This is a genomic window from Pseudomonas cavernicola (assembly GCF_003596405.1).
Taxonomy (GTDB): domain Bacteria; phylum Pseudomonadota; class Gammaproteobacteria; order Pseudomonadales; family Pseudomonadaceae; genus Aquipseudomonas; species Aquipseudomonas cavernicola.
In genome coordinates this window covers 2628637-2642001 of record NZ_QYUR01000002.1, presented here as the reverse complement: position 1 = coordinate 2642001, position 13365 = coordinate 2628637, and the positions used below count along the sequence as shown (strand labels likewise).

Below are 13365 nucleotides of genomic sequence, written 5' to 3'. Positions count from 1 at the left end.
TGATCGAAACAGTCCCAAACCCGGGGCGTTAGTGCCCCAACCTTACTGCCAGGAGAATCATCATGACGTACGAAAAATTCAGTGCCGACAATGCCGCCCTGCTGTTGATCGATCACCAGGTGGGAACGATGGGGTGGGTGAAATCCATTCCGTTCGAAGAGCTGAAACGCAACGCGCTGATGCTCGCAAAGGCGGCAAGCATTCTGAAGCTTCCGGTGGTACTGACCTCCAGCATGGAGGAGCACGCTCAGGGGCCACTGCTGAGTGAACTGGAGCAGATTCTGCCTGCCGAATTCGCTTCCCGCGTCAAACGCCTGGGCATCGTCAACGCCATGGACGATGAAAACTTCGCCGCCGCCGTCAAAGCCACGGGCCGTAAAAAACTCATCATTGCCGGTGTCACCAACGACGTCTGCACGGTCTATCCGGCGCTGAGTCTGGTGCGCGAGGGGTATGAAGTTCAGGTGGTTGCCGATGGTGGTGGCTCACCGAGCGTAATGGCCGATGACATCGCCCTGCGTCGGATGGATAAAGGCGGCGTGACGCTGACCACCACCAACCAGCTGATTGCAGAACTCGCCGGAAGCTGGGCTACGCCGGAAGGTGGTCAGTTGGTGCAAGTCCTCATGACGGCGCTTCAAGGCTAAAAGCGTGCTTGGACGACTGGCAGAACCTCGACGTGAGGTTCTGCCAACCTTGAGCGTCCAGTGACGCTTGACCGTGGGAGCTCATCTCCGATCAGTTCCATATCCTGCCATGCTCCAGCCAACCATTGTCCTTTGGGTCGCTAGCTGACCGGCAGCTATGGGTCGACTCCGGCCTGTCACGGCCGGCAGCAGTCGACCCGACGGCGCCAGTCAACTTGCTCCGAAACAGACCTTCAACATTTGACATGAGCGATAGCCGCAAGTGGAGCTTGTAGATGTCCGCTCGATGGAAGGGTTAGAGCCAATGTTACAGCTACCGCACATTGAGCGGGACGGAGCCAGACATCGGAACGACAAAGGATGAGTGCACGCCAATATCTTGCGAAAACGCTTCCATCACACGCTGATGCGATTTGCGCACGAGGGCCGGATCAACTGCTTCTTTGCTAAAGCAACTCTCCCACTCGGGATTCCAGTCTTTGAGCCAACCTTCTCTGCGACGCTCGAACAGCGTACGAAGACAGGTGTCGCGGCCCCAGCCGGTATACGTTTCGAAGCAGAGGCTCTGAAATTCGATGCAGGAGGCAAAGAACTCCTCGCTGAACAAGGGGGCGGCAAGGTAGATCTTCTTGTCGACGACGCGCTTCATTGCAATCACGCTGGGTGGGGTGAGATCTCGCCAACCACCTACGTACGTGTAGTAGCAAAGAAGATCATTGAGCTGAGGGGCCAAATCGTCATAGACGGCAAGTCGCTTCTCAATCAGCTTTTGACTGCGCCACTGGAGATGTTCGAATCGCTTCGTGACGCGATGGATGTAGACGCCCAAAGCAGCCAAGGCACCTGGTACCAAGAGGCTAGCAGTGAGCTTCGCAACTTCCAACCAACTCCATGGTCCTGGGTCCATAGGTACCTCTGGGCTCTAACGTAATGTATGCCGCATCATCTGCGGGATACAAATGTGGCTGCGGGATAACGTGTTCATGCGAAACGCTTAAGAGTGGCTTGCCTTCTAGCTTCGCGGCCCGCGTGCTGTTTGTTTATACAGGCATAACGATTCCAGAGAAACCCGGCAGATAGTGTATGCCAGTGTAGGTGCAATATGACCTATTTGGGAACGGACTCTTGCGGGGGAACTGAATTGATCGAATGTGCGAATGTCGGGTTGTGGCCGTTCCCAGTCAGTCGACATTAGGCTCCAACACCGCCAGCAGCTCTGACAAGCGGACATCCAGCTCCGCCAGGTCAGCAGGCTTTATGGGGGCCAGGATCCTCGCCTCGTTCTCGACATGCGCCTCCACCGCCCGGTCGATCAGCTCAAGCCCAGCCGGCGTCAACTGCACCAGCATGCTGCGCGCGTCGTTGGGATTGGGCATCCGGCTTACCAGGCCAACAGCCTCCAACCGTTGCAGTTGGCGGGTCATGGTGCCGGAGGTGATCATCAAGGCCGAGAACAAGGCCGTCGGCGCCAAGCAGTAGGGGGCCCCGGAGCGCCGCAAAGTGGCCAGCACATCGAACTCCCAAGCGGTCATGCCGAAGGCTTTGAAGATCACCTCCAGTTCACGCTGAAGCAGCGCCGAGCAGCGTTTGATCCGGCCAATGGTGCCCATCGGACTGACGTCCAAGTCAGGGCGCTCCCGCCGCCATTGTTCAAGGATGGCGTCTACCGCATCAGCCCGTTGTTTGATAGCCATAGTCACCTTCCATTATTTAGCTTGAATTCAAGACAAATGCTCGCTAGGCTTCAATTATATCTTGAGTTCAAGGTAATCACATGGTCACCACACACACCCGTCTAGCCTGGCTGGATGCGCTCACCACCGCGCTGGCCCCGGCTATCTGGGGCTCGACCTACATAGTCACCACCGAGCTGCTGCCGCCGGACCTGCCCTTCACGGCGGCCTTGCTGCGCACCCTGCCGGCGGGCGTTTTGCTGGTGCTGTTCAGCCGGCATATACCCAAGCAGGCTGAGTGGGGCCGTTTGGCTGTACTCGCGGCGCTGAATATCGGCTTCTTTCAGGCGCTGCTGTTTGTGGCGGCATATCGGTTGCCCGGCGGCTTGGCAGCAGTGGTCGGTGCCGTCCAGCCCCTGTTGGTGATGGGACTGGTGTGGGTCCTTGACCGGCACCAGCCTGCTTACCTGGCCGTTTGGGCCAGCCTGCTGGGGATAGGGGGCATGGCCGCCTTGCTGCTGTCTCCCGGTGCCGCGTGGGACCCGATCGGAATTGCCGCGGCCTTTGCCGGTACTACGTGCATGGCCGCCGGCACCTACCTGACGCGGCGCTGGCGGCCCGCGGTGCCATTGCTGGCCTTCACCGGCTGGCAGTTGCTGGTGGGCGGGCTGTTACTGCTGCCCGTGGCCTGGGCGGTCGATCCGCCCCTGCCGACGCTGAGCGCCACGCAGATGCTGGGTTACGCCTATCTCTCGCTCTTCGGTGCCCTGCTGGCCTATGTGCTGTGGTTCCGCGGTATTGCACGGCTATCGCCAGTGGCGGTGTCGTCGCTGGGCCTTTTGAGCCCCTTGATGGCGGTCGTCATGGGTTGGGCACTGTTGGGCCAGAGCATGACAGGCGTGTCGCTGGCTGGGCTGATTGCCGTGCTCGGCAGCATCCTGGCGGTGCAGTGGGCTTCCAGCTCACGCGAACCAACGCCGGCCCCCCAAGGCGCGCGCTGATGCGCACCTTGGGGGCATTGCGAATGACTCGCCGATCATCAACAGCCATCCTCAGAAGGAAAACGCTATGTCCAACCCCATTAAGAGCCTTATCGAATCGCGGGTCTCGACCGGCCGTTACCAAGTTAACCGTGATCTATCGGATCAGGACGTCAGCGAACTGGTGCGCCTAGCCACCCGAGCACCCTCGGCCTACAACTTCCAGAACTGGAAATTCATCGTCGTACGCTCGCCGGAGGCCAAAGCACGTTTGCGAGCTGTGTCCTACGGGCAGCAACAGGTGGTGGACGCGCCCGTTACCTTCATCATCTGCGGCACCCTAGCGGCGCATGAAAGCCTCGCTCAGGCGCTGCAACCTTCGGTCGATGCGGGCATCCTGGATCAGTCGACCCTTGAGGGCTGGGTCGCCGCAGCCAAAGGTTCGCACCCCGGCAACCCGCAACTACAGCGCGACGAGGCGCTTCGTTCGGCATCCCTGGCGGCGATGACGCTAATGCTCGCCGCTCAAGGCATGGGACTGTCGACAGGGGCGATGAGCGGCTTCGATGCACTTGGCGTGGCGCGCGAGTTCGGGTTGGCCGCTAACGAGGTGCCGGTCATCCTGGTAACGGCTGGCTACCCAGCAACAGGCAACTGGCCACAAAAGCCACGCAGGCCGCTGCAAGAGGTACTTGAGTTTGCTTGAGTGGTCTTAGGGTGCGATGGGAGCGCGCCATTGCTGCCCCACAGGACGGAACACCCTGGATTTGCAAGGGGTCGCTGTGAGTGGCGGCCCTCGACCCACCGCAGGCATTCAGAACGCCTAAGAAAGTAGAGCCTATTCAGACGGCCATCAATCGTCCCGCGTCAGCACTTCCAGTAGCTCGATTTCGAAGACCAGGTTTGAGTTCGGCGTGATGTGGGCGCCGATCTGTCTTTCACCATAGGCAAGGTGGGCCGGCACAAAGAGTTTGCGTTTGCCGCCGACTTTCATGCCCATCAACCCCTGATCCCAGCCTTTGATCACGCGTCCGGTTCCGATGACGCACTGGAAAGGCTTGCCGCGATCGTAGGAGGAATCGAACGTGGTGCCGTCCTCCAGGAAACCGTTGTACTGGGTGGTGATCAAGGCGCCTTTGATCACTTCTTTGCCGTCGCCTAGTTGAATGTCTACAACCTTCAATTCGCTGCTCATCACTCTCTCTCGTTCATTCGGTAGCCCGTGGATGGCTGCCCGGGCAGATTTTTCTCAGGAATTTCACTGCCTTGCAATCACCTTTACCTTCCAATTACCTTGTCCCCAATTCCCTCAAAGGCTGGCCCGGGGGCCATGCTGTGCTGCAGATCCCTGGTACCCGTATATGCTCAGGAGCAGTGTGGAAATCAGAGCCGGTAAACGGGTTGCGGCATGGTCCCGGCCGACAGCCCGACAACCTTCGAGAGGCATGCAACAGATGGGCAGCCAATGAGCATGAGCCCCGGTCCTGCGTTTGTGCGTCGCTACTTTGGATGGCTGATGATCATGTTGGCGTTGCTCCTATTGGGAGTGCTCCTGGTGGTGGTCACAGCTTATGCGCTGGGCCTGCGTATACAGGGCCCCGGCTGGCATGACGGGCTGGAGCTGGCGCAGTGGCAATGGCTGCAAAACGGCTGCGTGAAAGCCGAGGGCGGAGGATTGCGGGTCACCGGCTGGCGGCCGTTGACTATCACCATGGCCAGCATGAGCCTACCCAGGTGCGAAACGGGCGCTGAGGCGCTGACTTCTCCCCCCTGGACGCCGCCATTCGATCTCAGCATTGGCGCTCTCTCTGTTCCCGGCTTGCCGCCGCTGGCGGTGGCCATCCGTCAACATGAGCAGCGCTGGCAAGCACAGGCACAGCTTCAGATCAGCAGGGTAGACGCTGAATATGATCGCGTTTCCGGGCGCTGGACCGCGCAAGGACAGATTCAGGCCGCTGACATTGCACCCCAGTTCCTGGGTGCGCTGACCTTTATGGGCGAGGGACAGTGGCAGGCTGATCGCCTGGACGGCGCTTTGCTGGCGAAGGGGCAGCAACTGGGTTATGCGGGGCAACCGCAACGAGCTGATACGAGACTCGAGGCCAGCCTGGCCGCTAAACAATGGCAGTTGAATGCCGTGCTGGCGGCACCACTGGCGCTTGGGGGCGGTTGGAGCCTGGAAGCCAGGCAAGCGCTTCGGGCTAGCGGTAGTCTCGATGGGCTGGAGTCGCTGCATGTGGATCTGCTGGCGGCAGGACCGCAAGGCACCGCGCTGCTGATCCTGGATACCGAGGGCGCTGGCGTGGCACGTGGCCAGGGCAGGTTGACGCTGGCCGGGCCCTCGCTGGCCGGCACTGTGCCCTTGCGCTGGAATCAGCAACGGCTGGAGTTGTCGCCTGCGGCAATCCAGCTCCCCGAGGAACTGCGCTTGAGCTGGTCCAGCCCCCTGGCGCTGGCGCTGGCATTGGCTGGTAAAAGCACAATTTCTGCCGAACTTCAGTATCGGGACATAAGGGTTAATACCGTCGACAGCCTGTTGTCCTGGCAGCAAACCCAATGGGGTTGGGAAGGGCGGCTCGACCTGGAGGGCAAAGCCTCCGGGCATGACCTGGCCGGGTCTTGGCAGGGTCGTATCGATGCCTCTGGCCTTGCCGGCGAACCGGCCAGCCTGACGGTCAAGGGAAAGGATCTAGTGCTGGCGTTGCAGCTGCCGGTCACCGGCTTTCGCGCGCCCGGCTGGGCCACGCAGGTGAAGTTCGATGGTCACTATGGCGACTACCCCATCACCGGAGTGCTCGATGCCACCTATGCACAGGGGCATTGGCAAGGCGCCCTTGAAGGGCGCTCTCGTCCGCCCTTCTATGCCCAGGGTGGGGGGCTGCAGCTTGCTGCACCCTGGTATGACAAAGACGGGCAGTGGTTTCTGGGCAGCGGTAGTCGCCTCAGCTTTGCCGAAGGCCTGATCGGAACCACCCTAATCAAGCCGCTGGCCGTCACCGCCAGTACGCCACTGCGTCTGAGCCCCGAGGGGGTATTCGGGACCTTGCAGGTCAAGGCCGACGGTGTCGTGGCGGAACGCTGGGAATTGCCGGCGGTGAACGGGCAGATGACCGTCTCCGGGCAGCAAGGCAGGGCCAGACTGCGGGTGCCAGCCTGGCAATCCGAACTGAACCTGAGCGCAGAGCTGGCAAGCCGCGGGGGCAAAACCGGTGCGCAAGGCCGGGTGAATATGACAACGCCCCTGTCTGCCGCCATGAGCCGTGGCCTTGGCGTCACCTTGCAGCAGGGCAAGCTCAATGGCCAGGGTCGCTGGCAGTGGCAGGATCACTGGCAGCTACAAGGCGACATGACAGTGTCCGGGCTGGCGCTGGGCTGGGGCGGCATACTGGCTTCGGGGGGCATTGGCGACGCGCACATCGAGCTGCGCCAGGGTGCCTGGACGCTGACCAGCACCGGGCCCATCGAGTTGGCCGAGCTGGATGTGGGCACATTGGTGAGCAATGTCCGCATGAAGATACAGTCCGACCTTGCCACCTGGCACTTCACCGATGTCTATGCCGAGGTGCTGGGGGGCTCTATGCAGGCTCCAACCCTGCAATGGCCTTCCTCGATGCATCAGCCAGTGGCGATCAGGCATATCGACCTGGCAGAGGTGGCCGCCCTGCAAAACGATCCAAACCCGACTGTTCAGCTCGCCGGCCGCGTGGGCGGGTATCTGCCGCTACAGTTGTTGCAGGACTCCCTGGACTTGCAAGGGGGGAGCATGAGCAACGAAGGCCCCTTGTCTCTCAAGGTCCTGCCTTCTGCCGGCGTCGGCGCCATGGGCCAATCCAATCGCGCGGTGCAGTTGGCGCTGGACACGCTGAGCGATTTGACGATCAATGACCTCCAGGCCCGCCTGAATATGAAACCGGACGGCTGGTTGGATGCTGCGGTGACCATCAAGGGCCAGAACCCGCAGCAGAACAACCTGCCGGTCGTTCTAAACTACACGCACCGGGAAAATGTGCGGGAACTACTGCGCAGCCTGCGTATTGGTGATGAGATATCCCAGTCGGTATTGGACCGGAGACCGGCAGAAGGCTCACGACCACATGACGCGGAGGATTCACCATGAAGCCCGTTTGGCTGGTGGTTTCACTGGCTCTGGCAGCCTGTACCCCACGGGTCGTTCTCGAGGCCCCCAAAGAGCCGATCACCATCAATCTGAATGTGAAGATTGACCATGAGATTCGCCTCAAAGTGGAAAAAGACATCGATAAACTCTTCAGTGAAGACAGCGCATTGTTCTAGGAGAGGGCCATGAAAATCAGAAAGCTATTGGTGGCAATGCTATTGCTGGCCTGCGGTTCGCTGGCCATGGCGCTTGACCTGGATGCTGCCAAGTCGCAGGGAATGGTGGGGGAGCAACCCGATGGTTACCTGGGGGTGGTCAAGGCAACCCCTGACGCCGTACAGCTTGCCGCGGATATCAATGCCAAACGTCGCGATGCCTATGAGGCCATTGCCAAGAAAAATGGCGCAACCCTGGATCAGGTGGCCAGTCTGGCTGGACAGAAAGCCATAGAAAAAACGGCGCCGGGGACTTACGTAAAAACCCCTGATGGTCAGTGGGTCAAAAAATAATCCCCGGCGTATGCACCGGACACAATCAGCCCTCGCTTCAGCATGCCCTGAAGCTGCTCACAGGTTCTGGTGAGCTGCTTGTCTTGGGTGCTGACGATTGATCCGGTTGGAGCAATCCGCGCAGCAAATCCAGCGAGGCCGGCGGCTAGGGTTTCACCCGCTAGTTAATTCTGCCATTTCGTGTCACTGCCATCAGTTCGTCGACCACAGCGATCAGTGAGCGCTGGCGGGACAGCCCGGCATTTCGGGCGTCTGTATAACGTCGCAGCTGCCGGTCTGCGCTGCTGCCATCATGGAGGATGGTTTTGGCCTGCACGAAGGCATGGCTGTCGCCAAGGGCTTCGGCGGATTCGCCAATGGTGGCATAGGCCATGTCCAACCATTCCTCGATGGGGACGTTTCGGCGGCTGGCCTGATCCAGGAAAGAGGCCTTGGTGCCGAATCGCTTCGCGCGCCAGCGATTTTCCTCGATTAACAATCGGGTCATCTCGTTGTGCTTGACGCCCTCATCTGGCGTCACTACTGCGTGATGAACCATGGCGCGGAACAACGCGGCGATGCACAGCACGTCGGCCACGGACGGGCAGGAGTCAGCGATACGCAGCTCCAGGATGGGGAAGCGCGCTGATGGGCGGATGTTCCACCTGATATCGCTGTCGCTCTTCATCGATCCCGATTGCAATGGTGAAGTGGTCAGACTGCCACCGCTGCGGCTTCCGCTGGGCACCGATGCCTTCAGCTTCGTCGAGGGCAAGAACGCCTTTGTTCAGCAGGAGCTCGACACTTGGGGAGCTCTGTCGTCGTCGACGAACTTTTGACTTTCAGACTGTGCACGAACTTCGTCGCTATCGTTGTGTGCGCCTGTGCTGCCCCTGGGATGGCGCGGCACGGCTCATATGACCGGTGGTCGCTGGAACTGTATCGATCCAGAAACTGCGCTTAGCTGAATGGGTAAATAACTGCGCGCGTAGGCATGACAGTCACAGCGTAAGCAGAAACAGATTCCGTGAGTCCTGAGAATGGCATGAGGGGATAACCATGATTACGCTCAACATCAATGCCAAAGAGCAGCAATTCGACGTTCCAGATGACATGCCGTTGTTGTGGGTGCTGCGTGATGTGGCCCACCTGACCGGCACCAAGTTCGGTTGTGGCATCGCCCAATGCGGTGCCTGCACCGTGCATGTCGATGGCGCCCCGAAACGCTCCTGCATCACACCAGTCTCGGCGGTCGCCAGCGGGCAGAAGATCGTCACCATCGAAGGCCTTTCAGCGGACGGCTCGCACCCAGTGCAGCGCGCCTGGGCGGAACTCGATGTGGTGCAGTGCGGTTACTGCCAGTCCGGCCAGATCATGTCGGCGGCCGCCTTGCTGGCTAAGGTCCCCGCGCCAACGGACACCGATATAGACCAAGCCCTGTCGGGGAATATCTGCCGCTGCGGCACCTATCCGCGTATCCGTGCAGCCGTGAAGCGCGCGGCTGAACTCGGGTAAAACCTGCCCCTGAATTTTCGCTGCAAACCCTCGTGGATTGGAGGCTTGTCATGAATAGCGTGACCGATACTTCCCGGCGCAGATTTCTCAAGAACAGCGCAATACTCGGCGGCGGCCTGGTAGTCGCCTTCGTCATCCCTGGCGCCAAGCGTTTCGCCCTGGCAGAGACGGTGACCCAAGGGGCTGACGCGGCTTTTGTGCCCAACGCCTTCCTGCGTATCGGCAGTGACGACAGCGTCACCGTGCTGCTGGCCCATTCCGAGATGGGCCAGGGCATCTGGACCGGGCTGTCGATGCTGATCGCCGAAGAACTGGATGCCGACTGGTCGAAGATCCGCGTCGAGCATGCACCGGCGGCGCCGGCCTATTCGAGCCTGGTGTTCGGCATACAAGGCACCGGCGGTTCGACCAGCACCTGGTCGGAATTCGATCGTTACCGTCAGGCCGGCGCGACCGCGCGGGCGTTGCTGGTGCAGGCGGCGGCGCAGCGCTTCGGCGTAGCGCCGTCGGCCATCCGCACCGAGAACGGCGAAGCGATAGCCGGTGACCAACGCGTCCGTTACGGTGAGCTGGCCGATGCGGCCGGCAAGCTGAAGGCTCCCGACCCCGCCTCGCTGAAGCTCAAGGAGCCGAAGGACTGGAAGATCATCGGCAAACCGACCAAGCGCCTGGACACGCCGGAGAAAATCACCGGCCGCGCGCAGTTCGGCATGGATGTGCAGTTCGACGGGCTGCTGACCGCGATGGTCGCCCGTTCGCCGGTGTTCGGCGGCAAGGTCAAGTCGTTCGATGCAACGGCGACCAAGGCGATTCCTGGCGTACGCCAGGTGGTGCAGGTGCCTTCCGGCGTCGCGGTGGTCGCCGATCACTACTGGGCCGCCAAACTCGGCCGCGACGCGCTGAAGATCGATTGGGACCTCGGTGAATTCGCCACGCTGGACAGCGACCGCTTGCGCCAGGAGTTCGCCGGCCTCGCCGGCCAACCCGGCCAACCCGCGGCCCAGGCCGGCGACGCCAGCGCGGCACTGGCCAAGGCGGCCAAGACCGTAGAGGCCGAGTACGCCGTGCCCTATCTGGCGCACGCGCCTATGGAGCCGCTCAATTGCACGGTGCGAATCGAGAAGGACAAATGCGAACTCTGGACCGGCACCCAGTTCCAGACCCTCGACCAGCAGGTCGCGGCACAGATCACCGGGCTCAAGCCGGAGCAGGTGGAAGTCCACACCACCTTTCTCGGCGGTGGTTTCGGCCGCCGCGCCAATCCTTCGCTCGACTTCGTGTTCGAGGCTGTGCATGTGGCCAAGGCCGCCAATGCGCCGGTCAAGACCGTCTGGTCGCGCGAGGACGACGTGCGCGGTGGTTTCTATCGTTCGGCCTTCGTGCACCGGGCACGTGTCGGCCTCGATGCGCAGGGCCTGCCGATCGCCTGGCAGCATGGGATCGCCGGACAATCGATCATGGCCGGCACGCTGTTCGAAGCGTCATTCGTGAAGAACGGCATCGATGGCACTTCGGTCGAGGGGGTCGCCGATTCTCCGTACATGAAGGAAGTAGCGGATCATCGCGTCGATCTGCATTCGCCCAAGACCGGTATCCCGGTGCTGTGGTGGCGCTCGGTCGGCCACAGCCACACCGGTTTCGTGATGGAGTCGCTGATCGATGAGCTGGCGCATGCCGCCGGCAAGGCCCCGGTCGACTACCGGCGTGCATTGCTGAAGAACCATCCCCGTCATCTGGGGGTGCTGAATCTTGCGGTAGAGAAGGCCGGTTGGGCGTCGCCGCTTGCCAAGGGGCATGCTCGAGGGGTTGCCGTGCATGAGTCGTTCGGCAGTTTCGTCGCCCAGGTGGCGGAAGTCTCCGTCGAGAACGGCGCGATCCACGTACATCGCGTGGTCTGCGCCGTGGATTGCGGCATCGCGGTCAACCCCACAAGCATTGCCGCGCAGATGGAGTCGGGTATCGCCTTCGGCCTGAGCGCAGCCTTGCACAGCAAACTCACACTCAAGGATGGGCGGGTGCAGGAGTCGAATTTTCACGATTACCAGGTGCTGCGCCTGAATGAGATGCCACAGGTCGAAGTTCATATAGTCCCGAGCACAGACAAGATGGGCGGCATAGGTGAAACCGGCGTGCCGCCTACCGCTCCGGCGGTTGCCAATGCCGTATTCGCGTTGACCGGTCAGCGGCTGCGCGAGTTGCCCCTGCAATTGGCCAAGGTGTGAGGAGACAGTCATGCGCAGACTCCTAGCGTCGTTGCTGCTACTACCGCTCGCCGGCTGCGGGCCGGACCAGGGCAGCGAACAGCAGCAGGCCGCACTCGCCGCCTTCGCCACGGTGCAGAAAGTCTTCCAACACCCGCGTTGCCAGAACTGCCATATCCCCGGTGACTCACCCTTGCAGTTCGAGGCGGGCCTACCCCATGAGATGGGCGTTGTGCGCGGCGAGGATGGCAAGGGCGCTGCGGGCTTGCCCTGCGCCGCCTGCCATGCTGAAGCCAACCCACCGGCGAGCTACGGGCCGCACGCTCCACCCGGAGCGCCGCATTGGAGCTTGCCGCCGGCGGCTCACAAAATGGCCTGGATCGGCCTGCCAGCGAATGAACTCTGCGAAATCATCAAGGACAAGAGTCGCAACGGCGATCGGGATTTTGCCGCGCTGATCAAACATGTCAGCGAGGACAAGCTGGTGCTCTGGGGCTGGAACCCAGGTGGTACGCGCGCGCCGGTGCCGGTGGCGCATGACGAGTTCGTCGCCCAGTTCAAGCTGTGGGCGGATGCGGGCGGGCCATGCCCGGCAGCTGGAAGCTGAGTTGCCCTTGGGCCAAGCGCTGATCTGGCGAGGAGGCGTGCTATCTCAGGTATGAGTTCTTTGCTGGAGGCGATCACGGCTGCCGAGCAAAAGGGCGACGAAGCGGTACTGGCTACGGTGGTCAAGGTCGAGGGTTCGGCGTATCGCCGGCCTGGCGCGCGGATGTTCATTCCGCTGTATGGCAAGACGGTCGGCGCCATCAGCGGCGGTTGTCTGGAGGCCGACGTGGCGAAAAAGGCCTGGTGGCTAACCGACTCGGGTGAGCCGGTGGTGCGTCGCTACAGTACCGGTGCGAGTGAGGACGAGGATGACGAAGAGGCCTATCGCGATCTGCTCACGCCGAGCAGCGAGATCTCCCGCTCCCACGAGAACTGCGACAAGGTGCAGGATCCCTATTCCCTGCGCTGCCAGCCGCAGGTGATGGGCGCCTGCCTGACGCAGATCCGTCAGGCCGCCGAAGTCTTGAGCGTCGAGGCCAATGCGGTGTCGGACAACCCGCTGGTGTTCGCCGCCGAGGGCGATGTGATCTCCGGCGGCAACTTCCACGCCGAGCCGGTGGCCATGGCCGCCGACAACCTGGCGCTGGCCATCGCCGAGATCGGCTCGCTGAGCGAGCGGCGGATCTCGCTGATGATGGACAAGCACATGTCGCAACTGCCGCCGTTCTTGGTGGCCAATGGCGGGGTCAACTCCGGCTTCATGATCGCCCAGGTCACCGCCGCCGCACTGGCCAGCGAGAACAAGGCGCTGGCGCATCCGCACAGCGTCGACAGCCTGCCGACCTCGGCCAACCAGGAAGACCACGTGTCGATGGCGCCGGCTGCCGGCAAACGCCTGTGGGAGATGGCCGACAACGTGCGGGGGATTATCGCCATCGAATGGTTGGCGGCTTGCCAGGGCCTGGACTTCCGCGAAGGCCGCAAGACCTCGCCGAAGCTGGAGCAGGCGCGGCAGGCACTGCGCGAGCAGGTGTCCCACTACCAGCAGGACCGTTTCTTCGCCCCGGATATCGAGGCGGCCAGCCAGTTGCTGGCCGAGCGTAGCTTGAATCTTTTGTTGCCGGAAAAGGTTCTGCCGAGCCTGTAATGGGTAAATCCAGCCAGGCTACTGGCTGAATAGCGGCTGGGATTGGTCGCT

The 13365-nt window shown here is 61.6% G+C and carries 15 protein-coding genes; 11 read left to right on the top strand and 4 right to left on the bottom strand.

Features of this window, described 5'->3' with window-relative positions; all coding sequences use genetic code 11:
• Window positions 1-62 precede the first annotated feature (62 nt).
• Complete coding sequence (locus tag D3879_RS12595) at window positions 63-647, top strand: isochorismatase family protein (protein ID WP_119954562.1); 585 nt, start codon at window positions 63-65, stop codon at window positions 645-647.
• 313 nt (window positions 648-960) lie between these two features.
• On the opposite strand, the gene D3879_RS12590 is transcribed toward D3879_RS12595, so the two are convergent.
• Both D3879_RS12590 and D3879_RS12585 read right to left on the bottom strand, forming a co-directional pair.
• On the bottom strand, window positions 961-1530 hold the full coding sequence (locus D3879_RS12590) for a hypothetical protein (protein ID WP_119954561.1): 570 nt from the start codon (window positions 1528-1530) through the stop codon (window positions 961-963).
• 298 nt (window positions 1531-1828) lie between these two features.
• Window positions 1829-2341, bottom strand: coding sequence for a MarR family winged helix-turn-helix transcriptional regulator (locus D3879_RS12585; RefSeq protein WP_119954560.1), 513 nt, complete (start codon window positions 2339-2341; stop codon window positions 1829-1831).
• Between the two features lie 80 nt (window positions 2342-2421).
• On the opposite strand from D3879_RS12585, the gene D3879_RS12580 reads away from it, so the two are divergent.
• Together D3879_RS12580 and D3879_RS12575 are read left to right on the top strand one after the other, a co-directional pair.
• The gene (locus D3879_RS12580; protein WP_119954559.1) at window positions 2422-3321 is read left to right on the top strand and encodes an EamA family transporter; all 900 of its coding nucleotides are present in this window, start codon (window positions 2422-2424) and stop codon (window positions 3319-3321) included.
• Window positions 3322-3388: 67 nt separating this feature from the next.
• Window positions 3389-4006 (top strand): nitroreductase family protein, encoded by a 618-nt coding sequence (locus D3879_RS12575; protein WP_119954558.1) that lies wholly within the window; start codon window positions 3389-3391, stop codon window positions 4004-4006.
• Between the two features lie 147 nt (window positions 4007-4153).
• On the opposite strand, the gene D3879_RS12570 is transcribed toward D3879_RS12575, so the two are convergent.
• Window positions 4154-4495 carry an FKBP-type peptidyl-prolyl cis-trans isomerase gene (locus tag D3879_RS12570; RefSeq protein ID WP_119954557.1) on the bottom strand — a complete coding sequence of 114 codons (342 nt, stop codon included), beginning with the start codon at window positions 4493-4495 and terminating at the stop codon, window positions 4154-4156.
• Between the two features lie 327 nt (window positions 4496-4822).
• Between D3879_RS12570 and D3879_RS12565 the strand changes: the two genes are divergently transcribed.
• Genes D3879_RS12565 through D3879_RS12555 form a run of 3 tightly spaced genes read left to right on the top strand, consistent with a single transcriptional unit; the run spans window position 4823 to window position 7926 of the window.
• Window positions 4823-7417 (top strand): intermembrane phospholipid transport YdbH family protein, encoded by a 2595-nt coding sequence (locus D3879_RS12565; protein WP_218567827.1) that lies wholly within the window; start codon window positions 4823-4825, stop codon window positions 7415-7417.
• The gene (locus D3879_RS12560) at window positions 7414-7593 is read left to right on the top strand and encodes a YnbE family lipoprotein (protein ID WP_119954555.1); all 180 of its coding nucleotides are present in this window, start codon (window positions 7414-7416) and stop codon (window positions 7591-7593) included. Before D3879_RS12565 ends, D3879_RS12560 begins: the two co-directional genes overlap by 4 nt.
• A 9-nt stretch (window positions 7594-7602) precedes the next feature.
• Entirely contained in the window at window positions 7603-7926 is a 324-nt protein-coding gene (locus tag D3879_RS12555) for a YdbL family probable chaperone protein (RefSeq protein ID WP_119954554.1), read from the top strand.
• 160 nt (window positions 7927-8086) lie between these two features.
• On the opposite strand, the gene D3879_RS12550 is transcribed toward D3879_RS12555, so the two are convergent.
• Window positions 8087-8593, bottom strand: coding sequence for a glutamate-cysteine ligase family protein (locus D3879_RS12550; protein ID WP_476644157.1), 507 nt, complete (start codon window positions 8591-8593; stop codon window positions 8087-8089).
• On the opposite strand from D3879_RS12550, the gene D3879_RS12545 reads away from it, so the two are divergent.
• The 5 genes from D3879_RS12545 (at window position 8538) to D3879_RS12525 (ending at window position 13314) form a co-directional block, all read left to right on the top strand.
• Window positions 8538-8744: a hypothetical protein gene (locus tag D3879_RS12545; RefSeq protein ID WP_119954552.1), complete on the top strand. Its 207-nt coding sequence runs from the start codon at window positions 8538-8540 to the stop codon at window positions 8742-8744. The genes D3879_RS12550 and D3879_RS12545 overlap by 56 nt on opposite strands.
• A 220-nt stretch (window positions 8745-8964) precedes the next feature.
• The gene (locus D3879_RS12540) at window positions 8965-9420 is read left to right on the top strand and encodes a (2Fe-2S)-binding protein (protein ID WP_119954551.1); all 456 of its coding nucleotides are present in this window, start codon (window positions 8965-8967) and stop codon (window positions 9418-9420) included.
• Window positions 9421-9470: 50 nt separating this feature from the next.
• Entirely contained in the window at window positions 9471-11642 is a 2172-nt protein-coding gene (locus D3879_RS12535; protein WP_119954550.1) for a xanthine dehydrogenase family protein molybdopterin-binding subunit, read from the top strand.
• A gap of 10 nt (window positions 11643-11652) precedes the next feature.
• Window positions 11653-12228, top strand: a complete 576-nt coding sequence (locus D3879_RS12530) for a hypothetical protein (protein WP_119954549.1) — start codon at window positions 11653-11655, stop codon at window positions 12226-12228.
• Window positions 12229-12279: 51 nt separating this feature from the next.
• Window positions 12280-13314: an aromatic amino acid lyase gene (locus D3879_RS12525; RefSeq protein ID WP_119954548.1), complete on the top strand. Its 1035-nt coding sequence runs from the start codon at window positions 12280-12282 to the stop codon at window positions 13312-13314.
• The last annotated feature ends 51 nt before the right edge of the window (window positions 13315-13365 follow it).